Source organism: Rhizobium esperanzae, from assembly GCF_014197615.1.
GTDB lineage: Bacteria > Pseudomonadota > Alphaproteobacteria > Rhizobiales > Rhizobiaceae > Rhizobium > Rhizobium esperanzae_A.
In genome coordinates this window covers 60,446-84,974 of sequence record NZ_JACIFY010000012.1, presented here as the reverse complement: position 1 = coordinate 84,974, position 24,529 = coordinate 60,446, and the positions used below count along the sequence as shown (strand labels likewise).

Sequence of the window (24,529 nt, the reverse complement as noted above, 5' to 3'; positions counted from 1 at the left end):
GCCTATCTCCATTGGTGGTTTTCGCGGTGGCGTGTCAGTCCGGGATCTTGAGCGTATAGGTTTTCGGGCTGATATTGGCCGGCTCGGGGCCACCGCGCTTGCCGGTGTCGAGCGCGTCGATGGCCGCGATCTCGTTCGGGGTCAGCGAGAACCCGGACACGTTGAAATTCTCGGCGATCCGCTCCGGACGAACGGATTTGGGAATGGCCGACCGGCCGCTGTCGAGATGCCAGCGCAGCAGGACCTGGGCCGGCGTGAAGCCATAGGTGTCGGCGATCGCCTTGACGTCTGGATGCTGCAGCGGGTTGGACACGGCATTCGGATCGGCGGGCATGTAAACATTGACACCACCGAGCGGCGACCAGGCCTGCGTGACGATGCCCCGCCGCGTATGCGCCTCTTCAAGGGCGTGATTGGTGAAGAAAGGATGCACCTCCACCTGATTCACCGCCGGCACGATATTTGAGCGGGCGGCAAGGACGTCCAGCTGCTCGATGCTGAAGTTGGATACGCCGATCGCACGGACCCGCCCGTCAGCAAGAAGCTTTTCCGCGGCGTTGTAGGCACGGACGGTGTTTTCAAACTCCGTGGGTACGGGTTGGTGAAGAAGATAGAGATCGAGGTAGTCGAGCCCGAGCTTGCGGAGGCTGACATCGAACGCCCGCAAAGCCGCGTCGTAGCCGTAATCGCTGATCCAGAGCTTGGTCGTGACAAACAGTTCGCTCCGATCGACCGCGCTGCGGCCAATCGCCTGGCCGACCTCGCGCTCGTTCATGTAGGCAGCGGCTGTGTCGATGAGGCGGTAGCCGGTCCGGATCGCAACGTCGACGGCTTGGGTGGTTTCCTCAGGCGGGCTGCGATAAACACCCAAACCGAGGGCTGGCATCTGCACGCCGTTGTTGAGAATGATCATCGTCATGATCAGTTACCTTTCATTGCAGGCTTGAATAGCGATTTCATGGCGTCGGACCATGCCGCTGCCCGGACGGGAGAGCTGGCAGGCCGATCCCTGATCGTCCGCATCGTGGCGGTTGGCCAGGTATTCCCTGAAGGCAGCGACGAGCGGAAAATACGCTGTCCCAACCTATTAACTAGGCAGCTGAATTCGATAGGGCCTATACTTTTGCTTCATAAATCCGCGCACACAAAATGGATGAACGATAACAATTGCTTAGCAACATGACGTTGCCGGAAAGCGCGGTTGACGCCGGGCTGAACTTTTTGTGATCGTTATGTGCGGTAGCGCAGGGAGTCGACCAACAGCGTAAAGGCCGGAGACGCAAGGTGCCGGCTGGGATAGTAGAGATGATAGCCCGCGAACGGCGGCGACCAATCCTCAAGGACCGCTATCAACTTTCCCTGGCGAATGAGAGGCTTGAGATAATCATCCGGCAGGCACGCCAGGCCGAGACCATCCACTGCCGCATCAAGGATCATTCCCACGTCATTGCAGATGAATTGCCCGTTCACGCGCACGTTCAATGGCCGTCCGTCTCGTTCGAACTCCCAGGCATAGAGACCGCCAAGCGTCGGCAGGCGCAGATTGATGCACGTATGCTGGGTCAGCTCATGCGGTGTATGCGGTGGCGGGTGCCGCCCAAAATAATCCGGAGATCCCGCCACGATCATGCGCAGTTCGGGACCGATCTTGACCGCGACCATATCCTTTTCCACGTGCTCCCCCAGGCGCACACCGGCATCGTAGCGCTCTGCCACCAGGTCGATAAGGCGATTTTCCACGGAGATCTCGATGTTGACATCCGGATAATCCCGCATCAGCGATTTGGCCGCCGGCATGACGATCGTCTCCGCAGCATGACGGATCGCGCTGATGCGAACGGTGCCGGAGGGCTTGTGGCGCATCGTGCCGAGAACATCCAGCCGACTGCGAATGTCGTCGAAGGCCGGCCGCAAGGTCAGAACCAGCTGATCTCCGGCCTCGGTCGGGGCAACATTGCGCGTAGTCCGGGTGAGCAGCCTTAGGCCGAGGCGCTCCTCAAGCCGGCGGACGGTATGGCTGAGCGATGATTGCGAGGTGCCGAGTTTGGCGGCCGCACGCGTAAAGCTTCGCTCTTCCGCCACCGTGAGGAAAGCAACCAGATCGCCGAGTTCATCCCGCTTCATTCATGAATCCTCAGCATAAGTTCATGCAGATCATAGCATCTAGTCGGACCAATCAGCGAAGACTATTTTCTATCCCAACGCTCCGAGGCCCTCTCGACGTTCGGGAAACAACCCTCCGAAGCCCAACCTGACCAACGGGATCATGATCCCGGTCTGATGATCCCCGGCAACCAGGCACGCACAGAAGGCGTGCCAAGGAAGGAACAACAATGAGCAACAATATCAAAGGCAAGGTCGTTCTGATCACCGGCGCGAGCAGTGGCCTCGGCGCGGAGACTGCCCGTCATCTTGTCAAGGAAGGCGCCAAGGTCGTTCTTGGCGCGCGTCGTCTCGATAGGCTCAAGGAATTGGCTGCGGAGCTTTCTCTCGGCGAGGATGCAGTGTTCCAGCTTGACGTCACCGATCGCAATCAGCTGCAGTCCTTCGCAGACCATGCGGTGAACACGCAGGGCCGCATCGACGTCCTGCTGAACAATGCCGGACTGATGCCGCATTCGCCGCTCGAGCGTCTGAAGGTCGATGAATGGGACCGGATGATCGATGTCAACCTCAAGGGCGTGATGTACGGGATCGCCGCAGCACTTCCGCAGATGATCGCCCAGAAGAGCGGCCATATCATCAACACCTCCTCTGTCGCCGGTCATCTGGTGCGGCCGGGAGGCGTCGTCTACTCCGCCACCAAGCATGCCGTCCGCGTCATCTCGGAAGGGCTGCGCCAGGAGGTAAAACCCTACAATATCCGCAGCACGATCATCTCGCCGGGCGCCGTCAAGACGGAACTGCCGGACCACATCACCGAGGCGGACGTCGCGGCCGGCGTCAAGGATTTTTACGAGAACGTTGCCATACCCGCCGACAGCTTTGCCCGCTGCGTGGTGTTTGCCATCAACCAGCCTGATGACGTCGACATCAACGAGATCCTGTTCCGCCCCACAGCACAGCAGGTCTGAACGGCTGGCGGCTCGCCAAAGGAGAAGCATCATGAAAACGCTCGCCACCGGCATCGCCATTTCGGCGCTCACCGCCGCCTCCGCCGAGGCCCAGGAGAGCCGCCGCGTCGCCCCGCCAGCCGTCTATAAGGTTGCGCCGGGGCTCGGCCATTTCACCGATGATGTGCTGTTCGGCGAGTTCTGGATGCGGAAGGAACTGAGCCCCCGTGACCGGAGCCTGGTGACCATTGCCACTCTGGTCGCGACAGGCAAGAGTGCTCAGGTCGGCAGCCATGTCCGCAGGGCACTCGATAACGGTGTTCAGCCCGGCGAAGTTGGTGAAGTCGTCACCCATCTCGCCTTCTATTCGGGTTGGCCGAACGCCATTTCTGCGGTTTTGGAGGTCGAGAAGGTTTTTGACGAGCGGAAAATCGCACCGGTCACCGCCTCGGCCCGAATCCAGCTTGAGGCCGCAGCTGAAGCGGCGCGTGGCGACGCCGTGGACACCGGCATCCTGCCGACGGCGCCGGCGCTTGCCGATCTCACCAACCGCGTTCTGTTCGGCGACCTCTGGCAGCGGCCGGACCTGTCGGCCCGCGACCGGAGCCTGGTCACCATGGCCGCACTTGTCGCTCTCGGCCAGCCCGACCAACTGGCCTTCCATGCCAGCCGTGCCATGGACAGCGGCCTGACACGGGAGGAAAGCGCCGAAGCGGTCACCCATGTCGCATTCTATGCTGGATGGCCGCGCGCAATGTCCGCCGTGCCGGTTCTCAGAAACGTGTTCGAGACCCGCGACACTGCAGCCATGACGCAGACCGCCGCAAAGGACATGAAGATCATCAGGCGCGGTCAGGAACCCATGGCAGGTCCGGCAGAGCGCTTCACCGGTGAGGTCGTGGTGACGGCCGCTTACAAGGGTGACGGCCCGGCCCGTATTGGTGGCGCAACCGTCTCCTTTTCCGCCGGCGCACATACGGCCTGGCATACCCATCCCCTCGGTCAGACGCTGTTTGTCGTTTCCGGAAAAGGATGGGTGCAGAAAGACGGCGGGCCGATCGAAGCGATGGAACCCGGCGACGTGGTCTGGATCCCGCCGATGGTCAAGCACTGGCACGGCGCTGCAAGCACTGAACCAATGGTCCATTTCGCTGTCTCGGAAGCAGTCGACGGCAGCTCCGTCAGTTGGATGGAGAAAGTGTCGCCTGACGATTACGCCAAGGGCAGCGGCGCTGAGCAACGCTCGCCTGCACAAGGAGAATAGCCATGCAGGCGGAAATCGACCGAAGGCGCTTGCTGATCGGACTGCCTGCAGCAATGGCCGGTCTTACCCTGGTGAGTGACCCTCCGCAGGCGCAGGAGGCGGGCGGCTCTTCGACGCTGGTGGCATATTTCTCCAGGAGCGGCAACACGCGCGTCATCGCCCTCCATGTCCGCAGGATCCGGCAGGCCGCGCTGTTCGAGATCGAGCCCGCCATACCGTTTCCCGAGGACTATGAGCAGACCGTCGCCCAGGCCCGCCGGGACATCGACGAAGGGCACCTGCCTGAACTCGCGCAAACCGTCGAGGATATCAGCCGGTATGACACGATCTACCTCGGCCTGCCGATCTGGGGGATGACGGCGCCCTCCGTGGTCCGCGCATTCCTGCGGGCACATGACCTGTCCGGCAAGATCCTCCACCCATTCATCACCCATGGCGGCTACGGGTTGGGAGATAGCATGGACATCATCCGGACTTTCGCTCCCCGCGCCGACGTGCAGCCTCCCTTCTCGATGGAGGCGGACCAGGAGCGGAAAACGATGGAGCAGGTACGCGGCTGGCTGTCAGCCTGACCGTCGAAAGTCCGGCGCGCAATAATGCATGCCGTTATCCCGGGCGATATGCCTTAATAAGACAGCTTCGGATACCAGTCCGGTGCCCGGCCTTCCGGCGTCGTGTCGATCAGGGTCCAGAGCGGCATCAGGTCGGGCGCGCCGCGCGGGTCCTCGCCGGGATCGGAGGTGACGTCGCCCATTTCCTGGCTCCAGAAGTGGCGGATGGTGCCGTCGCGCCGCGTGAAGACGTTGAAGGCAGCACCATCGCCGCCGTCCTCGCCGACCGCGTGATAATCGCGGCTGTATTCATCGGTCAGGTCGGAATAGAGCGGCAGGTGATGCCAGCCGCGTTCCTTCTTGAAGGCGAGCAGCTTTGCGATCGGCGAGCGGGCAACGACCGCAAGGGCGGCGCGCTGCTGGATATCGGGTACCTCACCGTCCCAGGCCGACAGCAGCGAGGTGCACATCGGGCATGGGCGCTCGCGCTCGGGGCCGAACATGTAGCTGTAGACGATCAGCGTCTGCTTATCCGCGAAAAGCTCGCCGAGCGAGATCGGCCCGCCGGCGCCTTCGAAGCGATAATCCTTCTTGACTTCGCCGCCCGGCGGCAGCGCCCGGCGCTGTCTCGCGACGCGCTCGATGTGCCGGCGCAATTCGATCTCTTCGGCGAGCAGCGCGTCGCGGGCGATGCGATATTCCTCGCTCTCATTGGGAAATTTTACGCCATTCTTTGCCGCAAGCACGGCGGCAGGGACCAGATGCTGGTGATCCATCACATATCCTCCTTCTGTTGTCGCGCGTCTCGGGCGCTCAAAGGATGTGCCGCGATCGCAACGGATTTCCAGCACATCTTCAGGAAGACGATCCGCAGATGCGAAAATCGACAGGACCCGGCGGGAAAAATTCGCCGTCGAGGAGGAATGGAACAAAGACCACGGTCGCGACCGAGACGACCGGCATGAAGAACCTCATGCCGGTCGATGGCGGTTTACGCGGCGCGGGGCCGCGTCCCTGTCTTTCAGTGCTTGAGAACGACCTTCCCGGGAGCACCTGCCGCAACCGCGTTCTGGGCAAGGCCGATCTGCTCCAGGGTGAAGGTGTGGGAAATCGGGATGACCAGCTCACCGCTGGCGGCGGACGCCAGAATAGCGTCGAGCATGGCCGCATCGGTGCGGTGGTATAGTTCACGGACGACAAGGCGGCCTCCGGTATTGGCGCCTTCCGGCACCGGAACGATGCTCGCAACCGTGCCGCCGTCGCGGACGTGACCGATGAGGTTGCCGGCCACCGGGCCGGCCGTGCTGATCGCATAGTCGAAGCTCGGGCTTGCGGCGGCAACCGTGATGTCGAGCGCTTCGCCCGCCAGCCCCCGGCCTTCGTTCAACCGCTCGGGCCGAACGCCGGCAACCGGCTGGGCGCCGATCTGCTTGAGGTATTGGATCGCGGACCGTCCGACCGTGCCGAGGCCGCCGGAAACGAGAACCCGGTCGCCGGCCTTGACACCGAGCGCTTGGACGGTCTGCCGGCCGGTAAGACCTGCCTTGACCAGCGACGCGCCCTGCTCGAAGCCGAGTGCGGCCGGCAGCCTTGCAATGGATGTGAGGGGAACGACACCGTATTCCGCATGAGCGCCTTTGCCGTTTGCGGCAAAATCGGCGACAACCCGGTCGCCGACCGCAAAACCGGTCACGCCTTCACCGAGGGCCGAGGTGATGCCGGCGGCGTCACCGCCGAGCACGGCCGGCAGCGGAAGCGGGATATACTGGGCCATGAAGCCCTGGCGGAGAATGAGATCGAAAGGATTGACGGCGGATACCTCGATCTTGATCAGGACTTCGCCCGGCCCGGGCTTCGGCGCTGGAAGATCGGCGATTTCGAACTGGTCGATATCACCGTAGGATTTGAGAAGTGCGGCTTTCATGGCGTCTCCAGAATTTCAGCGTTTCGTTGCGCCTATGCCCGGCTGCCGCTCGGCGGCCGGGCATAGGCGATTTCCGGATGGCGCCGTCTCAGGCCGTGGCGGGACGACGCTTGCTGTCGAGCGTCCAGGCTCCGCCGCCGGCAAAGGCGATGTAGAGGAAGATAAAGCAGAACAGGATGGCGCCTTCGCCCATGTTCAGCGCCGGCCAGAAGCCATACGGCATGTGGCCCATGAAGTAGGCGGCAGCCATTTCGCCCGAAGCGATGAATGCCGCGATGCGCGTTTGAAATCCGACGAGCATCAGAGCGGAGGTGATCACCTCGATCGCGCCTGCAACCAGCAGGAGGGCGGGCAGCGGATAGGGTACGCCTTGAATCGGACCCGGAAACTGCAGAAACTTCATGGTGGCATGTTCGAGGAAGAGCAGGGCCGCCATGATGCGCAGAAGTGCGAGGACGTATGGCGTCCATTTGCCGGTATTGATCATCGAGTTTCTCCAAAGAGGTTGATGGGAGGTCAGGCGGCGGAGGCCGCCTTCTTGAGTTCCTGGTTTTCTTTCCAGAGCTTCATCGACATGGCGAAGACCCCATCGACATAGTTCCGGTAAACCGTCATGCCCGCCGGATCGCGGCCGGCCTTCGCTGCGAAAAATGCAATGATATTGTCGGATTCGGTGACGTAGCGGCCGGGCTCGAGCTGCGCCGAAGGAAAGCTTACCTTGTCGAGATGCGGCGAAAGCTCCGCCCGGATCTTCTCCTCCTGCTCGGTTCCGGGAACGAAGTCGCGGCTTTCCACGTCCGATGCCAGCCCCGCTTCCAGAAGGAAGAGGCGAACCTTGAGGCAGAAGGGGCAGTTTTCCTTGAGGTAGACGATCGGCTTGAAGGTTTCGCTGGTCATTGCGCATCTCCATGTGATCGAGGGGTTGAGGGAACGCGGCCGAAACGGAAGCTCGATGCGGTGAGCCCGCCGGCGAAGTCCTTCTGGTGATAGGTGGTGGCGCCGGCTTCGTTCTCGGCGGCGCCGACCACCACCATCAGCGGGATGAGATGGTCTTCGCGCGGATGCGCCGCCCGGGCAGCCGGCGCCTGCTGCCAGTCGATGAGCCGCTCGGTGCGCTTGTCGCAGGCCGTGTGAACCAGAGTTTCCTGCAGCCAGGCGTCGAAGCGGCGGGACGGCTCATATCCGCCCGTGCCGCGCATGGCCGAAAGGTTGTGATAGCTGAGACCGCTGCCGATGATCAGGACGCCCTCGTCACGCAACGGCGCCAGTGCCCGGCCGACGCTGACGTGCAGAGCCGGATCGTAACCCGCATCCAGCGAAAGCTGCACGACAGGGATGTTCTCTTCCGGATAGAGCGGCTTCATGATGCTGAAAGTGCCGTGATCGTAACCGCGCGTCGGATCGAGCGCCGCTTCGATGCCGCTCGCCCGCAGCAGATGCTGCACGCGGTTTGCGAGATCGGGTGAACCCGGCGCATTGTAGGTGATGTGATAGAGGTGTTCGGGAAAGCCGTAATAGTCGTAGACCATGCCCGGCTTGACGCCCGACGATATGGCAAAACCATCCTCTTCCCAGTGACCCGAGACCACGAGGATCGCCTTCGGCGCATCGCCGAGTTCGGCGCGCATGTCGACCAGCGACTGTTCGAGCACATCGAAGTTGCGGCGGAATTCACCCGTCATATAGGGCCAGGGGCCACCGCCATGGCTGACGAAATAGGTCGGGAGTCTGGAATTTGTCATCGGAATTGTCCTTCGCATCATTGCCACGAGCATTGGGGCAGCGCTTCGATGGGAGGATTTTGATTTTTTCTCCATTATTGATCAATGTGGCGGATATTGAAGAACCATTTCCTGGATGTTGATGATTAATGGATACGTTGACCAGCCTGCGGGTGTTCTGCACCGTCGCCGAACTGAAAAGCTTCACCGCTGCCGCCGATCGCCTTGGCGTTTCACCGGCAATGGCGAGCAAGCATGTGATGCAGCTCGAGAACCGGCTGGGGACGCGGCTGCTCAATCGAACCAGCCGCCATGTCAGCCTGACGGAGACCGGGCGGCTTTATTTCACCCAGACCAGGGAGATGCTCGAACGGCTGGACGAGGTGGAAGATGCGATCGGCAATGTGACGGTGGCGCCCCGCGGCACCCTGAAATTGAGTGCGCCGGTTTGGGCGGCAACCGGCTATTTTACAGACATGCTGGCAGCCTATAACCGGCGCTACCCCGATGTCTGCCTGGACTTGGATCTCAGCGGCCGGCTGGTGAACCTGGTTGACGAAGGTTTCGATCTTGCGCTGCGGGCAACGTCGCAGGACCGGCTCGATCCCGGCCTCGTCGCCCGCCCGCTGACGAATGTGCAGTTTCGTCTGATGGCCTCGCCGGATTACCTCACGCGAACCGGGCGGCCTCAAAACGTCGCCGAACTCAACGGCCACGCCCTGCTTCGCTACTCCGGCGTCAGCCTCGGGGAAAGCATGTCGCTGGAAGGTCCGGACGGACCACACAAGATCACCTTCCGCACCGTGATGCTGAGCGACAACGAGACGATTATGCATCTCGCGGCCCTGCGCGGCATGGGTCTCGCCTTCCTGCCGGCATGGATGGCTGAGCAGGATATCGAAGCCGGCCGCCTGGAAATTGTGCTTCCGGCCATCAGGCTCGGCTTCAACAGCACACTTTACGCCGTCTATCCGAGCCGCAAATATCTCTCGGCCAAGGTCCGCACCTTCATCGACTTTCTGACGGCAAGCACCCGGGAGATGGGATAATTTTGCTCAGCGCGAACGCGGCGCGAAAAAAATCCCACTTCGGAATCCCGAAATCCCCCCGCTTCGGGATTCCGAAATCCGACGCGTTTTCAGCGTCGTCGCCGCGGGAAAATATGCAGTGATTTCAACGGTGCAGCCAATTTCGGGATTCCGAAGTGCTATATAGAGTATGGTGGGAGTTGCTCTCCATCGCACCAGCACGAACCCAAGGCCGTCGCTCCAGCCGATATCCGAAAAGCAAAAAGGGCGCTCGACCCTTGCGGGGAGCGCCCTTATCCTGTCGGACAGCGAACAGTTCGACGACGTCGATACCGCGCGCATCCATTTTTCAGGCAGGAGCCGTATATGGACCCTTCAGGCCTGACTTTCAAGGGACAGTTTTGCCGATGTCTGACAGGTTTCTGCTTCAAGGCCCCCGTGATGCCCGCTTCACCATTCTGCTGGCGCATGGCGCCGGCGCGCCGATGGATTCGGCATCGATGACATCGGCGGCGGAGGCGCTCGCCACAGTCGGTTTCCGTGTGGCCCGCTTCGAATTCGCCTACATGGCGGCGCGGCGCACGGCGGAGGGCCGCAAGCCGCCGCCGCGGGCCGAAACGCTCAATCCCGAATATGAGGCGGCGATAACCGCGCTCGGTGCCGATGGCCCGCTGATCATCGGCGGCAAGTCGATGGGCGGCCGGGTCGCCAGCATGATCGCCGACAATCTCTATCGCAAGGGAAAGATCGCCGGCCTGCTCTGCCTCGGCTATCCCTTCCATCCGCCCGGCCAGCCGGAAAAGCTGCGCACCGGCCATCTTACCGGGCTCGCGACGCCCGCGCTGATCTGCCAGGGAACGCGTGATGAATTCGGCACACGCGACGAGGTGCCGGCTTATGATCTCTCCGACAGGATCGAGATCCTCTGGCTTGAGGATGGCGACCACGACCTCAAGCCGCGCAAGACGATCTCCGGCTTCTCCGCTGCCGATCACCTCGCGACAATGGCCAAGACAGCCAAGGCCTGGGCGGAAGGCTTGCCGGTTTAGGCGCTCCCTCTGGGCTGCCGTCGTCGGCTTGCAAGCTTCCTGACATCGATGCGCCGCTCGGTGGCGGAAACGGTGATTTCGAAGTGATCGGCCTGCACCACGTCACGAATGTTCCTCGGCCGGTGCGCGGCGATGTTGACGCCGCCTCTCAGCCGGACACTGTCATAGAGGATGCCGGCGCCGCCGCTCGAGCGCACCTGTTCGCCCAGCACCTGCGACGCCCTATAGCTTTCGCCGTCATAGACGTCCGGCCGCAGCGCCTGTTCGCCGCGAATGTCGAGGTAATCGCCGATCAGGATGGCCGAATAACTTCGATAGGTGCGCGCCATCGTCGCCACCCCGCGCGCCACAGCCTCGCGCCGGAGATGATGGCCGACCTCGGCGGCGGCTGTCTTCAGAGTGTCGGCGGCATACCAGGCGCCGAGATCGGGGCCGTTGAAGCGCGTGCCGCCGGGGGCGACATGCAGGAAGGCCGCCATGACGATACTGGCATTTGCAGTGCCGTAAACCCACTCATCCCTGGGAAGCCGCTGGATGCGATCGGCAACGAGACGGTCGTTGGTCCATCCCACAAGCTCCATCACCGCTTCGAGATCGGCCGCCCTCGCCACCGTCTCGAAAAGCCCGATCGGCGGAAATTGCGACGGGATCAGCCGGTAGGATGGGCGCGGCGCTTCGGCGAAACGGTCGCTCACCGGAAGACGATGTCCGCATCTTCGTAAGCCGTGAAATCTTCGTCGAGCTTGTTCGGCTGCATATAGACACCGCCGCGCGCGCCATCGAGGAAGCGGCGCACGGTCATCAGCCCGTCCTGGGTGCCGTTCGCCACGATGTCGAGCGGCGGATGCCCGCCGAAAACCGGCGCCTGATGCGGTGTGCGCAGCCAGGCGACGCCGGCACGTTCATCGGCAAAAAGCACGCCGAGCGCCTGATGGATGCCGAAGAGGGCGGAGATCCGGGTCAGCGTATCGACATCGAGGGTGAAAGCCCCGTGCTCGCGGGCCTGCTTGGCCCAGCTGTGATAGGTCGAGCGAGAGGGATAGCCGAGCACCAGCAGCCGCTGTTCTTCGCTCAAGCCCCAGAGATCGGCGATCGCCAGGAAGGTTCGCAAGGCCGGCGCACTCAGCCGCCGGCGGTTGGCCGGCGCAAAGCGCTCCATCTCCAGCCGCTGTGGCCCCTCGCCTTCCCGGTCCGTGCGTCGCGCATGCTGCATGACGGCCTCCTGTCTTGAATGAGATATAGTCCAAATCTGGACAATCATCAAGCCAATTTCAAGAGCCGGGCTTCAGGAAAGCTCCCCGGCCGCCTCGCGGATCGTCTGCATCAGGATCGATTGCGGCAGCGACGGCACGGCATCGGCACGCATCGTCAGCCCGACCGGCCCCTTGGTTTCGCCGGTATCGACCGGCAGCAGCGCCAGCCGTCCGTCGGCGACATCGTCGGCCACCACGCCGTTGGAAATGATCCAGATCGCATCGCTTGCCCTGAGGAAGGCGCGGCCGAAGGAATCCGACACGGTTTCGATCTGGTTCGGCAGGCTGGAGACGCCGTTGGCGATGAGGAAATTTTCGACCACCGGCCGGATGATCGAGCCCCGCGTCGGCATCAGCACCGTGTAGTCGCCGAAACCGGCAAAGGGCGATTGCCGGCCGTCGAGCAGCGGATGGCCGGGACGCACGGCAAACACCACCTGCTCGGAATAGAGATGCTCGAAGGAAAAGCCCGCCATCTTCTCCGCCCCGGCCAGGCGGCCGACGACGACGTCGAGATCGCCGACGCGAAGCTGCTCCAGGAGCACGGCATTCTCGCCGGTGACGATCTTCACCCGGCTCCAGGTCCGCTCCTTGAGGAAGAGTTCCATCGCCCGCGGCATGATGCGCGACGACACCGTCGGCAGCGCGCCGATGCGGATCGGCGGCGCATCGGCGAACTGCTCCTGCGAGACGGAATCGAGCCCCTGGCGCAGCGCCGTCAGCGCCGCCCCGGCGTGGCGCAGGAAGACCTCGCCGTAGCGGGTGATCCTGATGCCGCGGCCGTCACGCTCGAAGACGGCAACACCCAGCGCCTGCTCCAGCTCACGGATCGTCTTCGTCACCGCCGGCTGGCTGACATGCAGCAATTCGGCCGCCTTCATGACGCTCTTCTGCCGCGCCACTTCGACAAAGGTCTGCAGATGACGAAACTTGACGCGGCTGTCGATCATTCCATAACTCCAGGGTTATCGAAATGCCTTAAAATATCATTTTACTTAACCGGATCAACCATTCAGTTTTGCGGTCAATCCACATTCCGTCATCCTCGGGCTTGACCCGAGGATCCAGGCCGCGGCAGCCGGATAAAGGGCCACCCCGGCCGTGCTGACATGAGGAGAGTAACGTGCAATTCGCCCGCATAAACGACGTGACGATCCATTATCAGGTGATCGGTGCGCCTGCCGACAGGCCGGTGATCGTATTCACCAATTCGCTCGGGACGGATTTCCGCATCTGGCGCGATGTCGTGGTGCGGCTTGCCGGAGACTACGCCGTCGTGCTGTACGACAAGCGCGGCCACGGCCTGTCCGATGTCGGCCAGCTCCCCGCGTCGATCGAAGACCATGCGACCGATCTCGCCGGGCTGCTCGATCTGCTGTCGGTCAAAAATGCCGTCGTCTGCGGGCTCTCGGTCGGCGGCCTGATCGCGCAGTCGCTCTATCAGCGGCGGCCGGATCTGGTCGGCGCGCTGATCCTTTGCGACACTGCCCACAAGATCGGCACGGCTGAGAGCTGGAACGCCCGTATCGCCGCGGTGGCGAAAAACGGTATCGCCAGCATCGTCGACGCCATCATGGAGCGCTGGTTCACCCCGGCCTTCCGCCGGCCGGAAAACACCGCCTATTCCGGCTATTGCAACATGCTGACGCGCCAGCCGGTCGAGGGTTATATCGCCGCCTGCGAAGCCATCCGCGATGCCGATTTCACCGAAGCGGCCAAGAGGATCGCTGTGCCGACGATCTGCATCGTCGGCGACCAGGACGGTTCGACGCCGCCCGATCTCGTGCTCTCCACGGCGCGGCTGATCCCGGACGCCCGTTACGAGGTGATCGCCGATTGCGCCCATATTCCCTGCGTCGAGCAGCCGGAGGCGCTGACGGCGATCATCCGCGCTTTCCTCACATCGATCCCACCTGGAGACACCAGCCGATGAACGAGACCGCCTCCTCCGAGCGTTACCGGCAGGGCATGGCGACGCGGCGCGCCGTGCTCGGCGACGCCCATGTCGAGCGCGCCGCAGCGGCAACGACCGAGTTCGACCGCCCCTTCCAGGAGCTGATCACCGAAGCCGCCTGGGGCCATGTCTGGTCGCGCCCGGCGCTGACCAAGCGCGAGCGCTCGATCGTCACCATCGCGCTGCTCGCCGCACTCGGCCAGGATGACGAGGTCGCCATGCATGTGCGCGCCACTGCCAATACGGGAGCAAGCCGCGAGGATATCTGCGAGGCGCTCTTGCATGTGGCGATCTATGCCGGCGTCCCCGCCGCCAACCACGCGATCAAGATTGCCAAGCAGGCCTTTGCACAAATGGACGCCGAGAAGGCAGCCTGAGGGAGAGAGATGTCCGAACGACCCAACCAAAAGCCGGAGACCGGCGCCTTCTTCGCCCGCGACCGCGCCTGGCATGCGCCGGCCCTGACCCCCGGCTACAAAACCTCGGTGCTGCGGGCGCCGCAACGTGCGCTGCTGTCGCTCGACGGCACGATTTCCGAAACGACAGGCCCGGTCTTCGGCCATTCGATCATCGGCGAACTCGACAACGACCTGATCCTGAACTATGCGCGGCCGGGCGAAAGCGCCATCGGCGAACGCATCATCGTCCATGGCCGGGTGCTCGACGAGCGCGCCAGGCCGGTTGCCGGTGCGCTGGTCGAGTTCTGGCAGGCCAATGCCGGCGGCCGCTACCGCCACAAGAAGGAAAGTTATCTCGCAGCGATCGACCCGAATTTCGGCGGCTGCGGCCGCGCCATCACCGATGAGGAAGGCCGCTACCATTTCCGCACGGTGCGGCCCGGCGCCTATCCCTGGCCGAACGGCGTCAACGACTGGCGCCCCGCCCATATCCATTTCTCGATCTTCGGCCACGGCTTTGCCCAGCGGCTGATCACCCAGATGTATTTCGAGGGCGATCCGATGATCTGGAAATGTCCGATCGTCGGCACCATCCCCGACAAGGCGGCGATCGAGCAGCTGATCGCACCGCTCGACTGGGGCAATACCATCCCGATGGATTCACGCGCCTATAAATTCGATATCGTGCTGCGCGGCCGCCGCTCGACGATGTTCGAAAACAGGCTGGAGGGCAATTGACCATGCAGCAGCTCGGCTATCTCAAGGAAACTCCGTCGCAGACGGCAGGCCCCTATGTCCATATCGGCCTGACGCCGAACTTCTGCGACATAGCAGGCGTCTACGACAGCGATCTCGGCACCCAAATGGTCAACGACAAGACGCTCGGCGAGCGCATCACCGTCACCGGCCGCGTCCTGGACGGCGCCGGCGCCCTGGTGCGCGATGCCGTCGTCGAGATCTGGCAGGCCGACAGCGCCGGCCTCTACAACAGCCCCTCGGAAATGCGCGGCGCCGCCGACCCGAATTTTACCGGCTGGGGCCGCTGCCCGACGCGAGCCGAAGACGGCGTCTACAGCTTCGAGACCATCAAGCCCGGCCGCGTCCCCTTCAAGGACGGCCGCAGTCAGGCCCCGCACATCACCCTCTGGATCGTCGCCCGCGGCATCAATGTCGGCCTGCACACGCGCATGTACTTCCCGGAAGAGACGGAGGCCAATGCCGGCGACCCGCTGCTTGCCCGCATCGAACATCGCGAGCGCGTCGCAACGATGATCGCCACCCGCGACGGCGCGACCTGCCATTTCGACATTCGTCTGCAGGGTCCTGACGAAACGGTGTTTCTGGATATTTGAGAGTATTTGGGCGGCTTGTTCAGAAAACTCTGCGCAAGTGGCCCCCTCACCCTGCCCTCTCCCCGCTGGGGAGAGGGGAATAGTGCCATGCGAGATCGCCCCGAGTCCCCTTCTCCCCTAGGGGGTCCGAAGGACGGGTCGAGACCGGTGGCTCGACCCCGAGGTGGCGGCAGCCGGATGAGGGGGCCACCATCACCAACGAGCAGACCATGACCGCATCGCCCTTCGACCACCCCTTCCTCTCCGGCCTTCTCGGCGACGATGAAATCGCGCCCTATTTTTCCGCCGAGGCCGATCTTCGCGCCATGCTCTCCTTCGAGGCAGCACTGGCCAAGGCCGAAGCCGCCCATGGCCTCATCCCTGCCGAAGCTGCAAGGCGGATTGCCGAAATCTGCGCCGGCTTTTCCCCCGATCTCGCCAGCCTGCGATCGGCAACGGCAAGGGACGGCGTCCTCGTCCCCGATCTCGTCAAGCAGCTGCGCAGCGCGGTCGGCGAGGAAGCGGCCAAGAGCCTGCATCTCGGCGCCACCAGCCAGGATGTGATCGACACCAGCCTGATGATCCGCCTGAAGGCCATCACCTTCCTGTTTGCCGGCCGGCTTTCCACGATTGCCGCGGGGCTCGATACGCTCGACCGCCAGTTCGGCGGCAACCGGCTGATGGGTCACACCCGCATGCAGGCGGCGATCCCGATCACCGTCTCCGACCGGCTTGACGCCTGGCGCGCACCGCTGATCACCTATCGCGACCGCCTGACCGAGCAGAGTTTTCCCGTCCAGCTCGGTGGCGCCGCCGGCACGCTCGACAAGCTCGGGACGCAAGGCCCGGCAATCCGCACCGCGCTCGCTCAGGAACTCGGCCTCACCGATATCAGGCAATGGCAGAGCGGGCGTCTGCCGATCGCCGATATCGCCGGCCTGTTCTCGTCGATTTCGGGCAGCCTCGGCAAGCTCGGCCAGGATATCGCCCTGCTTGCCGAGGTGGGCCACGAGATCGAAATCGCCGGCGGCGGCACCTCGTCGGCAATGGCCCACAAGCAGAACCCGGTTGCCGCCGAAGTCCTGGTCTCACTTGCCCGCTTCAACGCCACGCTTCTATCGGGCATCCATCAGTCCCTCGTCCATGAACAGGAACGCTCGGGTGCCGCCTGGACACTCGAATGGCTGCTGCTGCCGCAGATGACGATGGCAACCGCCGCCTCGCTGCGGTTGGCGGGGGAATTGGTAGGGAATATCAGACGGCTTGGAACGGCTTAAAGCGCGTTGCAATCTTTCAGATCCGCGCGCTTTTGCTTCAAGGCGCAACGAGCATCAACCGAGCTTGGCTATTTCACGCAGATTATCGGCCGTCGTTGTCGGGAATTCGAAGAATTCGAGATAGGCCGGGATCTGTTCGAACAACATATCCGTTCCCACCTGAAAGGCGCAGCCCCGCGCCCGGACAGCTTCGAGAAAAGGGGTTATCTCCCTGCTCAGCACGACCTCGCCGACGAAGGTCGAAGGAGAAATGCGCTCGACATCGATGGGCAGAGGGTCACCCCGGCGCATGCCGAGAGGCGTGGCGTTGACGACAATGTCGAAGCCGGCCGGATCGAGAGAGCCGATCGTCACCTGCAGCTGCGGATAATACGTCTTCAGGCGGTCGAGCAGTGCTGTCGCGGTCGTCGCATTGGCGTCGAAGATCGCCAGATGAGCCACACCGGCCTGTGCCAGCGACGCGGCGATCGCCGAGCCGACACCGCCGGCGCCGACGACGAGCGCACGAGCGCCTTCGACTTTTTTGCCCTTGCGCAGAACGCCGCGGACGAAGCCTTCGCCGTCGAACATGTCGCCGATCAGCCTGCCGTCCGCACCGAGACGCACCGCATTGCACGCGCCCGCGACTTTGGCATTGGTCGATGTTTCGTCGAGCAGCGCCATCGTCGATACCTTGTGGGGCATGGTGATCAGCGCGCCGTGGATATTGGAGAGCCGGAAGACAAGCTTCAGGAAAGTGGGATAATCCTCCGGCCTGCAGCCCATCGGCACGACGACCGCGTCGATCCCGGTCTTCTCGAAATAGGGATTGTAGATCAGAGGCGCCTTGAAGGACTCGGTGGGATAGCCGAGATGGGCGATGAGCTTGGTCGTCCCGTTGATCATGTGGCTAGACTTTCTGGGGATTGGAAGAGACGCCGGCGTCGGAGAGATGGATCATCTGCCCCGAGCCCGCCGACCTCTTGATCGCTTCGACGACCCTGAGGGTCGCTAGCCCCTCTCGGCCACTGACGAGAGGCGCGGCATCGCCGCGAATGACGTCGCAAAAATGCCTGAGCTGAACGCAGAGCGGATCGGCTGCCGCGTGAGGCACACGCTCCTCGGCAAGCTTCTCCAGCCAATCCGGCTTCGAAGCGCTGGTCCAAAGCCTCAGATCGGGAATCCCGAGCGAACCCTTCGTGCCGCCGATCTGATAGCAGAATTGATCGTAACGGGGAAAAGCGGGGTTTTCACCGGTGGTCGCCTCCCAGCTCCAGGGCGCGGCGACGGCATCGCTGCCGCTGAGGGTGGCGAGAACACCGCTGGCAAACCGAAGCGAGACGACGGCGCTATCCTCGACGGCGTGGTGCCGCACGGCGTGCGATTCCATCGCCTGGACGGCATCGACCTCACCGAAGAGAAAGCGGAAGAGGTCGACATCGTGGATCAGGTTGACGAAGACCGGACCGGCGCCGGCTTCACGCCGCCAGGCGATATCGAAATAGTCGTCGGGTTTGGCGACCCAGAAGGTGCCGTGCACCGCGATGATACGGCCAAGCCTGCCGCTGTCGACGATTTGTTTGGCCGCCTGGATCATCGGGTTGTGACGCCTGTGATGGCCGACCAGGAGCGGTATCCCCGCCCTCTCGCCGGCGGCAACGAGCGTCGCGGCAGCAACGACGTCGTCGGCGATCGGTTTCTCCACGAGAACGGGAATGCCGGCGGCGACAACCTCCATCCCGTTCTCGACGTGAAGCTGGTTCGGCGTTGCCACGATGACGCCGTCAGGCCTGTCCCCGGCGCGGATGTCCTGGAAGGACGCGTACCATCGGATGCCGGCATTTCGGGCAAAGTCGCGACCGGCGGCAGAAGGATCGATCACGGCGGAAAGAACCGCGCCGGGCTCGGACATCACGCGTTCGGCATGGCGTCTGCCGATCAGGCCGACTCCCATGACTGCAATCTCTAACGGCTTCATGATCGGCTCCTGGATTTTGACGACGGATCGGTCTTGCCCCTACTTCCGCAGGATCTCTCCCAGAAATTTCCGGGTCCGCTCGTGCTGCGGGTTGGTGAAGAATTCGGCCGGCGGGGCTTCTTCGACGATCGCGCCGCTCGCCATGAAAATCACCCGGTCGGCGACCTGGCGGGCAAAGCCCATTTCGTGGGTGACGCAGATCATCGTCATGCCCTCGTCGGCGAGCCCGATCATCGTATCCAGCACTTCCTTGACCATCTCCGGGTCGAGCGCCGACGTCGGTTCGTCGAACAGCATGACTTTCGGCCGCATGCAGAGCGCGCGGGCAATGGCGACACGCTGCTGCTGGCCGCCAGAAAGCTGGACCGGGTATTTGTCGGCCTGCTCCAGTATCTTGACCCGATCGAGCAGCCCGCGCGCGCGTTCCTCGGCCTCCGCTTTGCCGACGCCGATCGCCTTCATCGGCGCCAGCATGCAGTTCTGCAGCACCGTCAGATGCGGAAAAAGATTGAACTGCTGGAAGACCATGCCGACCTCACGGCGGATCGCATCGATTGTCTTGGCCTGGTCGCTGAGCAGGATGCCGCCGACCCGGATCTGACCTTTCTGGTAGGTCTCGAGATGGTTGATACAGCGAATGAGCGTCGACTTTCCGCTGCCGGAAGGGCCGCACAGGACGATCCTCTCGCCACTGCGAACGGTCATGTTGATATCGTGAAGGGCTTGAAACGAGCCGTACCACTTTTCCACCTGCGCCATGGTGATCATGGCTTCCGCGCGTTGAGGGGGAACGGGTCTGGTCATCGGGAGAACTCCAGGATTGGCGGCCAGGGCCGCATCGAAGAAAAAGGCTGCGGATCAGCGCGCCGAGGCGGCGAACTTCCGCTCGAGGCGCGCGCCGAGAATCGTCAGCGGGCAGCACATCAGGAAGTACAGGATGCCGACGACGCCGAAGACCGTCAGCGGCTGGAAGATCTGATTGGAGATGATGTTGCCGGCCCGCGTCAGCTCGGTGAAGCCGACGATCGAGGCGAGCGAAGTGCCTTTGATCAACTGCACGAGGAAGCCGATCGTGGCAGGCAGCGAGATACGCAGCGCCTGCGGCAGGATCACGTCCCTCATGCGGGAGACGTATCGCAGGCTGAGCGCCTTTGCCGCTTCCGTCTGGCCGCGCGGCACCGCTTCGATCGATCCGCGCCAGATCTCGCCGAGATAGGCGCTGGCATGCAGCGTCAGCCCGATGGCGACGGCCACCCAGGCATCGAGCATCAATCCCACCAGAGCCAGGCCGTAGTAGACCACGAAAAGCTGCATCAGCAGCGGCGTTCCCTGGAAGACGGCGATGTAGCCTGATGTCACGCGTTCCAGCAGCGGGTTGCCCGAGACGCGGGCCAGAGCGACGCCGAGCCCGGCAATACAGCCGCAGACGAAGCCGACCGCTGATAGGACCACCGTCCATTTCAGGCCGATCAGGAGGAAGGCGAACTCATCGTGACCCATGGAATTCCTCCTACTTGACGGGATATTTGAAGTAGCGGGCCGAAAACAGCGCAAACAGGCGCATCATCACCCAGGAAATCACGAAATAGAAAAGCGTGACCGTGAAGTAGACCTCGAAACTGCGGAAGCTCTCCGACTCGATGCGCTGGGACACCGAGGTCAGCTCATAGGCCGAGATCGCCGAGGCGATGCTGGTGGTCAGCGTCAACAGCACGAACTGGCTGGTCAGGGACGGATAGATCGCCCGCAATGCCGGCTTGAGGATGATCAGCCGGAAGACCTGCGCCTTGTGCAGGCCAAGGGCGAGGCCCGCTTCCATCTGCCCCTTGGCAATCGACTGGACGCCGCCGCGGATGATCTCGATGGCGTAGGCGCCGCCGTTGATCCCGAGCGCGATGATCGCCGTCGGCGTCGGATCGAGCCGGATGCCGGCGAGCGGCAGCGCGAAGTAGATGAAGAAGATCTGCACCAGGAACGGCGTGTTGCGGATCAGTTCGACGAAGGCGATGACCAGCCAGCGCGCCGGCTTGAAAGCGGAGTCGCGCAAGGCAACCCCGCCAATTCCGATGACGATCGCCAGCAGCATCCCGCAAATGGCAAGCAGGAATGTCCCGAGGCAACCGAGCAGGAGGCTCGGCAGACCATCGATAACGGGGGTGAAATCCAGCGTGTAATTCATGCCTTCGCTGCTCCCACCATGCCGGCCATTGCTTCGATGGCGAGTTCATAACCGCGGGGGCCAAAGCCGATCATGATGGCGGTGGCGACGCGCGAGACCAGGGATTTGTGATAGATCTCCTCGCGGGCATGCACATTGGAAATATGCAGCTCGATCTTCGGGGGATCGAAGGTTTTCAGCGCATCGAGCAGGGCGATCGAGGTGAAGGTATAGCCGGCCGGATTGATGATGATGCCGCAAGCCTCCTTGCGGGCCTGATGCACGCTTTCCACCAGCTCGCCCTCGAAATTGGTCTGGCGGAAGTCGATGGCAAAGCCGAGGCTCGCAGCCCTGGCCAGGCACTTGTCCCTGATATCGCTGAGCGTCGCCGAGCCGTAGATCGCCGGCTCGCGCTCGCCGAGCAGGTTCAGGTTCGGTCCGTTGAGCACAAAGATGGTTCTGGTCATGTCGCGCACCTCAAACGGGCGTAGCCTTAAGCATAGCGATTGCGTTGACCGGCATCGGCATGCCCGTCTTGTTTGGCGAGACGCTTACACCCTCCCGACGTCATCCTCGGGCTTGTCCCGAGGATCTACTGCGGGCGGCGGCAGATGCTCGGGACAAGCCCGAGCATGACGGAAGAGAACGATCTCACTTCGCCGCGAACGGAATGCCTTCCAGCGTTTCCGGGAATTCCGGCACCGGAACCTTCATCCACTTGTCGTAGACGGCCTTGAGGTCGCCGTTTGTCTTGATCTTGTCGATGAAGGTGTTGAGCGCCGCATTGATTTCCTTCTCGCCGAGACGAGTGCAGGCGCCGTTGTAGAGCTTCTGGAATTCGAGCTTGTTTTCGAATTCGCCCGGACGTGCCTTGTTCACCCGGTCCATGTAGAAGATGTTGCCGCCCAGCGTGTCGACCTGGCCGGAAACAAGGGCCTGGACGCTGGCAGCGTCACCGTCATAGCGCCGGATCGTCGTGCCCTCAGGCGCGTTCTTCGTCACCTGCGTGTCCTGCGCTGCACCCTTGGCGACGCCGACCGTGAACTTGGCCATGTCGGCATTCGTCTTGATCTGCGCCGATTTGGGGCCGATCAGCACGATGGCATTGGCAACATAGGGCTTGCTGAACTGCACCGCCTTGGCGCGATCCGGCAGCATGGCCATCGTTGCAAAGAGAACGTCGACGCGGCCGGCCGTGAGCGCCGGAATGCGGTTGTTGACTTCAAGCGGCACGAATTCGACGGAAACACCCAGTTCCTTGGCGAACAGCGTTGCGATGTCGGCGTCGAGACCGTCCTGCTTGCCGCCGCTGGCCACAAAACCCCAAGGCGGATTGTCACCCTGAATTCCGACGATGATTTTGCCGCGCGCCTTGATTTCGTCAGGCGTCACGGCAGCAGCCGGCTGCGCCAAAGTGACGGCGGCCACCACGGCTGCGGCTCCGAGCATCGCGTTTCGGCGAGTCAGCATAGATTTGAACATGGAATTCCTCCTCCTTTGACGGTCGATGGACCGGACAGCCACCTCACCTTTTGACTGTGGAGGCAATGATTGCCAGAGCATGACACCAAAATCAACAGAGTTTTTCGAAATCATCTGAGAGTTTAGGATACGACCAGCTATTTTAATTTCTCACGACATTTGCAATAATAGATGAGAGCGATTTTCCCCTGCGTGCGGTGCGGATACCGAAAGGGCTTTGATATGAAGACCTCGATTGCGACTGTGACGATCAGCGGCGAACTGCCGGAAAAGCTCGAGGCGATTGCCCGAGCGGGCTTCGACGGCGTCGAGATTTTCGAAAACGATTTCCTGGCATTCGACGGAAGCCCGGCCGACGTCGGCAAACTCGTGCGCGACCATGGCCTTGAGATCACCCTGTTTCAGCCGTTCCGGGATTTCGAGAGCATGCCGGAGCCGCTGCGAAGCCGCACCTTCGATCGCGCCGAACGAAAATTCGACGTGATGCAGCAGCTCGGAACGGATCTGGTGCTCGTCTGCTCGAACGTCTCGCCGGCAGCCTTGGGCGGCATCGATCGGGCGGCTGAGGATTTCCGCGAACTCGGCGAGCGCGCCGCCCGGCGTGGACTGCGCGTGGGTTACGAGGCGCTCGCCTGGGGCCGCCATATCAGCGACCACCGCGACGCCTGGGAGATCGTACGGCGCGCCGATCATCCGAATGTCGGCCTTATCCTCGACGGCTTCCACACCTTGTCACGCAAGATCGACGTCAATTCCATCCGCTCGATTCCCAAGGAGAAGATCTTCATCGTCCAGCTTGCCGATGCGCCTGATATAGACATGGACCTGCTCTACTGGAGCCGCCACTTCCGCAACATGCCGGGAGAAGGCGACCTTCCCGTTACGGCCTTCACCGAAGCCGTCGCCGCCACCGGTTACGACGGGTATTTCTCCCTGGAGATCTTCAACGACCAGTTTCGAGGCGGCCTGTCGCGTGCGATTGCTGCCGATGGCCACCGCTCGCTGATCTATCTCGGCGACCAGGTGCGGCGCCATCTCGGCACCGGCAGCATGGCCGGGGCGGCGATGCCGGAAAGAGCGGCCGTTCAAGGCGTCGGCTTCGTGGAGTTTGCCACCGACGAACAGGACGAGGTCGAACTGGTGGCATTGCTGCGCACCCTCGGCTTCAAACAGACCGCCGTCCACCGCACCAAAAAAGTCTCGCTGTTCGAGCAGGGCGAAATCCGCATCCTCGTCAATGTCGACCAGGCGGGATTTGCCAACGCCGCCTACGCCGTGCACGGCACCTTTGCCTATGCCATCGCGCTCGATGTCGACGATGCGGCAAAAGCCTATGAACGCGCCCTTGCGCTCGATGCCGAACCCTTCGTCCAGCCTGCCGCCGACGGCGAGCTCGAGCTGCCGGCCATTCGCGGCGTGGGTGGCGGCATCATCTACCTCATCGACGACAAGAGCGCCTTGGGCCGCTTTTCCGAAATCGATTTCCGGCCGGTCAATGATGAGAGCGGCATGGCATCCGCCGGCCTTTTGCGCGTCGACCACGTCGCCCAGACGGTCGGCTACGACGAAATGCTCACCTGGCTTCTGTTCTACACCTCGATCTTCGAGACCCATAAGACCCCGATGGTCGACATCATCGACCCCGCCGGGGTGGTGCGCAGCCAGGTCGTCGAGAACCGGTCGGGCGCGCTGCGCATCACCATGAACGGCGCCGAAAATCGCCGCACCCTGGCGGGACATTTCATTGCCGAGAAATTCGGGTCCGGAATCCAGCACCTGGCATTTTCAACCGATGACATCTTCGCCACCGCCGAAAAACTTCGCGCCTGCGGTTTCAGGCCGCTGCACATCTCGCCGAACTATTACGACGACGTCGAGGCACGCTTCGGGCTCGATCCTGTCATGACCGAGCAGCTGAAGGCGGAGAACATTCTCTATGACCGGGACGAGCATGGCGAATATTTCCAGCTCTACAGCGGCACCTATGGAGAGGGTTTCTTTTTCGAAATCGTCGAGCGGCGCGGCTATCGCGGCTATGGCGCGCCGAACGCGATTTTCCGGATTGCCGCGCTGAAAAGACAGATGCGCCCGGAAGGCATTCCGAAGGACGCCTATTGAACTCAGTTCAA

General features: G+C 62.7%; 28 protein-coding genes. 11 read left to right on the top strand and 17 right to left on the bottom strand.

The annotated features are described in order from the left end of the window. Window positions 1–34 precede the first annotated feature (34 nt). Window positions 35–919, bottom strand: coding sequence for an aldo/keto reductase (locus GGD57_RS17250; RefSeq protein ID WP_184471550.1), 885 nt, complete (start codon window positions 917–919; stop codon window positions 35–37). 311 nt (window positions 920–1,230) lie between these two features. After that, a complete protein-coding gene (locus GGD57_RS17245) occupies window positions 1,231–2,124 on the bottom strand; it encodes a LysR family transcriptional regulator (protein ID WP_184471549.1) in 894 nt (297 codons plus the stop codon). Between the two features lie 209 nt (window positions 2,125–2,333). Between GGD57_RS17245 and GGD57_RS17240 the strand changes: the two genes are divergently transcribed. From GGD57_RS17240 to GGD57_RS17230, 3 genes are read left to right on the top strand one after another with little or no spacing between them, the layout of a single operon-like run. Then, window positions 2,334–3,074, top strand: coding sequence for an SDR family oxidoreductase (locus tag GGD57_RS17240; protein WP_184471548.1), 741 nt, complete (start codon window positions 2,334–2,336; stop codon window positions 3,072–3,074). A gap of 31 nt (window positions 3,075–3,105) precedes the next feature. Further along, a complete protein-coding gene (locus GGD57_RS17235; protein WP_184471547.1) occupies window positions 3,106–4,317 on the top strand; it encodes a (R)-mandelonitrile lyase in 1,212 nt (403 codons plus the stop codon). A gap of 2 nt (window positions 4,318–4,319) precedes the next feature. Beyond that, window positions 4,320–4,889 carry a flavodoxin gene (locus tag GGD57_RS17230; protein WP_184471546.1) on the top strand — a complete coding sequence of 190 codons (570 nt, stop codon included), beginning with the start codon at window positions 4,320–4,322 and terminating at the stop codon, window positions 4,887–4,889. 53 nt (window positions 4,890–4,942) lie between these two features. On the opposite strand, the gene GGD57_RS17225 is transcribed toward GGD57_RS17230, so the two are convergent. From GGD57_RS17225 to GGD57_RS17205, 5 genes are all read right to left on the bottom strand, one after another. Beyond that, window positions 4,943–5,644 (bottom strand): DUF899 family protein, encoded by a 702-nt coding sequence (locus GGD57_RS17225; RefSeq protein WP_184471545.1) that lies wholly within the window; start codon window positions 5,642–5,644, stop codon window positions 4,943–4,945. Between the two features lie 245 nt (window positions 5,645–5,889). Beyond that, window positions 5,890–6,792, bottom strand: coding sequence for an NADP-dependent oxidoreductase (locus tag GGD57_RS17220; RefSeq protein ID WP_184471544.1), 903 nt, complete (start codon window positions 6,790–6,792; stop codon window positions 5,890–5,892). Between the two features lie 88 nt (window positions 6,793–6,880). Further along, entirely contained in the window at window positions 6,881–7,279 is a 399-nt protein-coding gene (locus GGD57_RS17215) for a DoxX family protein (RefSeq protein WP_184471543.1), read from the bottom strand. A gap of 29 nt (window positions 7,280–7,308) precedes the next feature. Continuing rightward, window positions 7,309–7,689, bottom strand: a complete 381-nt coding sequence (locus GGD57_RS17210; protein ID WP_184471542.1) for a glutathione S-transferase N-terminal domain-containing protein — start codon at window positions 7,687–7,689, stop codon at window positions 7,309–7,311. Then, complete coding sequence (locus GGD57_RS17205) at window positions 7,686–8,534, bottom strand: DODA-type extradiol aromatic ring-opening family dioxygenase (RefSeq protein ID WP_184471541.1); 849 nt, start codon at window positions 8,532–8,534, stop codon at window positions 7,686–7,688. Before GGD57_RS17205 ends, GGD57_RS17210 begins: the two co-directional genes overlap by 4 nt. 128 nt (window positions 8,535–8,662) lie before the next feature. Between GGD57_RS17205 and GGD57_RS17200 the strand changes: the two genes are divergently transcribed. After that, a complete protein-coding gene (locus GGD57_RS17200) occupies window positions 8,663–9,562 on the top strand; it encodes a LysR family transcriptional regulator (protein ID WP_184471540.1) in 900 nt (299 codons plus the stop codon). Window positions 9,563–9,948: 386 nt separating this feature from the next. Then, window positions 9,949–10,590: an alpha/beta hydrolase family protein gene (locus GGD57_RS17195; RefSeq protein WP_184471539.1), complete on the top strand. Its 642-nt coding sequence runs from the start codon at window positions 9,949–9,951 to the stop codon at window positions 10,588–10,590. Here GGD57_RS17195 and GGD57_RS17190 read toward each other — a convergent pair. From GGD57_RS17190 to pcaQ, 3 genes are all read right to left on the bottom strand, one after another. Then, window positions 10,587–11,285, bottom strand: a complete 699-nt coding sequence (locus GGD57_RS17190) for an RES domain-containing protein (protein WP_184471538.1) — start codon at window positions 11,283–11,285, stop codon at window positions 10,587–10,589. The genes GGD57_RS17195 and GGD57_RS17190 overlap by 4 nt on opposite strands. Further along, window positions 11,282–11,803 carry an MbcA/ParS/Xre antitoxin family protein gene (locus GGD57_RS17185; protein ID WP_184471537.1) on the bottom strand — a complete coding sequence of 174 codons (522 nt, stop codon included), beginning with the start codon at window positions 11,801–11,803 and terminating at the stop codon, window positions 11,282–11,284. The genes GGD57_RS17190 and GGD57_RS17185 overlap by 4 nt, the downstream gene beginning before the upstream one ends. A gap of 72 nt (window positions 11,804–11,875) precedes the next feature. Further along, window positions 11,876–12,793, bottom strand: a complete 918-nt coding sequence (pcaQ, locus tag GGD57_RS17180) for a pca operon transcription factor PcaQ (protein ID WP_184471536.1) — start codon at window positions 12,791–12,793, stop codon at window positions 11,876–11,878. A 173-nt stretch (window positions 12,794–12,966) separates the two neighbouring features. On the opposite strand from pcaQ, the gene pcaD reads away from it, so the two are divergent. The 5 genes from pcaD (at window position 12,967) to GGD57_RS17155 (ending at window position 16,803) form a co-directional block, all read left to right on the top strand. Further along, entirely contained in the window at window positions 12,967–13,776 is an 810-nt protein-coding gene (gene pcaD, locus GGD57_RS17175) for a 3-oxoadipate enol-lactonase (protein WP_184471535.1), read from the top strand. After that, entirely contained in the window at window positions 13,773–14,174 is a 402-nt protein-coding gene (pcaC, locus tag GGD57_RS17170) for a 4-carboxymuconolactone decarboxylase (RefSeq protein WP_184471534.1), read from the top strand. Before pcaD ends, pcaC begins: the two co-directional genes overlap by 4 nt. 9 nt (window positions 14,175–14,183) lie before the next feature. After that, the gene (gene pcaH / locus GGD57_RS17165; RefSeq protein ID WP_085739772.1) at window positions 14,184–14,933 is read left to right on the top strand and encodes a protocatechuate 3,4-dioxygenase subunit beta; all 750 of its coding nucleotides are present in this window, start codon (window positions 14,184–14,186) and stop codon (window positions 14,931–14,933) included. Between the two features lie 2 nt (window positions 14,934–14,935). Next, window positions 14,936–15,547 carry a protocatechuate 3,4-dioxygenase subunit alpha gene (gene pcaG, locus GGD57_RS17160; RefSeq protein ID WP_184471644.1) on the top strand — a complete coding sequence of 204 codons (612 nt, stop codon included), beginning with the start codon at window positions 14,936–14,938 and terminating at the stop codon, window positions 15,545–15,547. A gap of 209 nt (window positions 15,548–15,756) precedes the next feature. Then, window positions 15,757–16,803 (top strand): 3-carboxy-cis,cis-muconate cycloisomerase, encoded by a 1,047-nt coding sequence (locus GGD57_RS17155; RefSeq protein ID WP_184471533.1) that lies wholly within the window; start codon window positions 15,757–15,759, stop codon window positions 16,801–16,803. Between the two features lie 54 nt (window positions 16,804–16,857). On the opposite strand, the gene GGD57_RS17150 is transcribed toward GGD57_RS17155, so the two are convergent. From GGD57_RS17150 to GGD57_RS17120, 7 genes are all read right to left on the bottom strand, one after another. After that, entirely contained in the window at window positions 16,858–17,688 is an 831-nt protein-coding gene (locus GGD57_RS17150) for a shikimate dehydrogenase family protein (protein ID WP_184471532.1), read from the bottom strand. Between the two features lie 4 nt (window positions 17,689–17,692). After that, window positions 17,693–18,760 (bottom strand): Gfo/Idh/MocA family protein, encoded by a 1,068-nt coding sequence (locus tag GGD57_RS17145; protein ID WP_184471531.1) that lies wholly within the window; start codon window positions 18,758–18,760, stop codon window positions 17,693–17,695. Between the two features lie 39 nt (window positions 18,761–18,799). Next, on the bottom strand, window positions 18,800–19,564 hold the full coding sequence (locus GGD57_RS17140; protein WP_281423751.1) for an amino acid ABC transporter ATP-binding protein: 765 nt from the start codon (window positions 19,562–19,564) through the stop codon (window positions 18,800–18,802). A 54-nt stretch (window positions 19,565–19,618) separates the two neighbouring features. Beyond that, the gene (locus tag GGD57_RS17135; RefSeq protein ID WP_184471530.1) at window positions 19,619–20,260 is read right to left on the bottom strand and encodes an amino acid ABC transporter permease; all 642 of its coding nucleotides are present in this window, start codon (window positions 20,258–20,260) and stop codon (window positions 19,619–19,621) included. 10 nt (window positions 20,261–20,270) lie between these two features. Then, window positions 20,271–20,939: an amino acid ABC transporter permease gene (locus GGD57_RS17130; RefSeq protein ID WP_085739767.1), complete on the bottom strand. Its 669-nt coding sequence runs from the start codon at window positions 20,937–20,939 to the stop codon at window positions 20,271–20,273. Continuing rightward, window positions 20,936–21,385 (bottom strand): type II 3-dehydroquinate dehydratase, encoded by a 450-nt coding sequence (locus tag GGD57_RS17125; protein ID WP_184471529.1) that lies wholly within the window; start codon window positions 21,383–21,385, stop codon window positions 20,936–20,938. The genes GGD57_RS17130 and GGD57_RS17125 overlap by 4 nt, the downstream gene beginning before the upstream one ends. Window positions 21,386–21,569: 184 nt before the next feature. Then, on the bottom strand, window positions 21,570–22,400 hold the full coding sequence (locus tag GGD57_RS17120) for a transporter substrate-binding domain-containing protein (RefSeq protein WP_184471528.1): 831 nt from the start codon (window positions 22,398–22,400) through the stop codon (window positions 21,570–21,572). 222 nt (window positions 22,401–22,622) lie between these two features. Here GGD57_RS17120 and GGD57_RS17115 point away from each other — a divergent pair, with 222 nt between their 5' ends. Further along, window positions 22,623–24,518: a bifunctional sugar phosphate isomerase/epimerase/4-hydroxyphenylpyruvate dioxygenase family protein gene (locus GGD57_RS17115; protein WP_184471527.1), complete on the top strand. Its 1,896-nt coding sequence runs from the start codon at window positions 22,623–22,625 to the stop codon at window positions 24,516–24,518. Window positions 24,519–24,529: the final 11 nt, after the last annotated feature.

What these genes read in the sequence shown, in the direction of transcription:
- GGD57_RS17240 (WP_184471548.1), top strand. Translation starts at nt 2,334, where the DNA reads ATGAGCAACAATATCAAAGGCAAGGTCGTTCTGATCACCGGCGCGAGC.
- pcaC (WP_184471534.1), top strand. Translation starts at nt 13,773, where the DNA reads ATGAACGAGACCGCCTCCTCCGAGCGTTACCGGCAGGGCATGGCGACG.
- GGD57_RS17195 (WP_184471539.1), top strand. Translation starts at nt 9,949, where the DNA reads ATGTCTGACAGGTTTCTGCTTCAAGGCCCCCGTGATGCCCGCTTCACC.
- GGD57_RS17230 (WP_184471546.1), top strand. Translation starts at nt 4,320, where the DNA reads ATGCAGGCGGAAATCGACCGAAGGCGCTTGCTGATCGGACTGCCTGCA.
- GGD57_RS17140 (WP_281423751.1), bottom strand. Translation starts at nt 19,564, where the DNA reads ATGACCAGACCCGTTCCCCCTCAACGCGCGGAAGCCATGATCACCATG.
- GGD57_RS17220 (WP_184471544.1), bottom strand. Translation starts at nt 6,792, where the DNA reads ATGAAAGCCGCACTTCTCAAATCCTACGGTGATATCGACCAGTTCGAA.
- GGD57_RS17145 (WP_184471531.1), bottom strand. Translation starts at nt 18,760, where the DNA reads ATGAAGCCGTTAGAGATTGCAGTCATGGGAGTCGGCCTGATCGGCAGA.
- pcaG (WP_184471644.1), top strand. Translation starts at nt 14,936, where the DNA reads ATGCAGCAGCTCGGCTATCTCAAGGAAACTCCGTCGCAGACGGCAGGC.
- GGD57_RS17210 (WP_184471542.1), bottom strand. Translation starts at nt 7,689, where the DNA reads ATGACCAGCGAAACCTTCAAGCCGATCGTCTACCTCAAGGAAAACTGC.
- GGD57_RS17200 (WP_184471540.1), top strand. Translation starts at nt 8,663, where the DNA reads ATGGATACGTTGACCAGCCTGCGGGTGTTCTGCACCGTCGCCGAACTG.
- GGD57_RS17120 (WP_184471528.1), bottom strand. Translation starts at nt 22,400, where the DNA reads ATGTTCAAATCTATGCTGACTCGCCGAAACGCGATGCTCGGAGCCGCA.
- GGD57_RS17155 (WP_184471533.1), top strand. Translation starts at nt 15,757, where the DNA reads ATGACCGCATCGCCCTTCGACCACCCCTTCCTCTCCGGCCTTCTCGGC.
- pcaH (WP_085739772.1), top strand. Translation starts at nt 14,184, where the DNA reads ATGTCCGAACGACCCAACCAAAAGCCGGAGACCGGCGCCTTCTTCGCC.
- GGD57_RS17125 (WP_184471529.1), bottom strand. Translation starts at nt 21,385, where the DNA reads ATGACCAGAACCATCTTTGTGCTCAACGGACCGAACCTGAACCTGCTC.
- GGD57_RS17185 (WP_184471537.1), bottom strand. Translation starts at nt 11,803, where the DNA reads ATGCAGCATGCGCGACGCACGGACCGGGAAGGCGAGGGGCCACAGCGG.
- GGD57_RS17205 (WP_184471541.1), bottom strand. Translation starts at nt 8,534, where the DNA reads ATGACAAATTCCAGACTCCCGACCTATTTCGTCAGCCATGGCGGTGGC.
- GGD57_RS17245 (WP_184471549.1), bottom strand. Translation starts at nt 2,124, where the DNA reads ATGAAGCGGGATGAACTCGGCGATCTGGTTGCTTTCCTCACGGTGGCG.
- GGD57_RS17130 (WP_085739767.1), bottom strand. Translation starts at nt 20,939, where the DNA reads ATGAATTACACGCTGGATTTCACCCCCGTTATCGATGGTCTGCCGAGC.
- pcaQ (WP_184471536.1), bottom strand. Translation starts at nt 12,793, where the DNA reads ATGATCGACAGCCGCGTCAAGTTTCGTCATCTGCAGACCTTTGTCGAA.
- GGD57_RS17235 (WP_184471547.1), top strand. Translation starts at nt 3,106, where the DNA reads ATGAAAACGCTCGCCACCGGCATCGCCATTTCGGCGCTCACCGCCGCC.
- GGD57_RS17250 (WP_184471550.1), bottom strand. Translation starts at nt 919, where the DNA reads ATGACGATGATCATTCTCAACAACGGCGTGCAGATGCCAGCCCTCGGT.
- GGD57_RS17115 (WP_184471527.1), top strand. Translation starts at nt 22,623, where the DNA reads ATGAAGACCTCGATTGCGACTGTGACGATCAGCGGCGAACTGCCGGAA.
- GGD57_RS17135 (WP_184471530.1), bottom strand. Translation starts at nt 20,260, where the DNA reads ATGGGTCACGATGAGTTCGCCTTCCTCCTGATCGGCCTGAAATGGACG.
- GGD57_RS17150 (WP_184471532.1), bottom strand. Translation starts at nt 17,688, where the DNA reads ATGATCAACGGGACGACCAAGCTCATCGCCCATCTCGGCTATCCCACC.
- GGD57_RS17225 (WP_184471545.1), bottom strand. Translation starts at nt 5,644, where the DNA reads ATGGATCACCAGCATCTGGTCCCTGCCGCCGTGCTTGCGGCAAAGAAT.
- GGD57_RS17215 (WP_184471543.1), bottom strand. Translation starts at nt 7,279, where the DNA reads ATGATCAATACCGGCAAATGGACGCCATACGTCCTCGCACTTCTGCGC.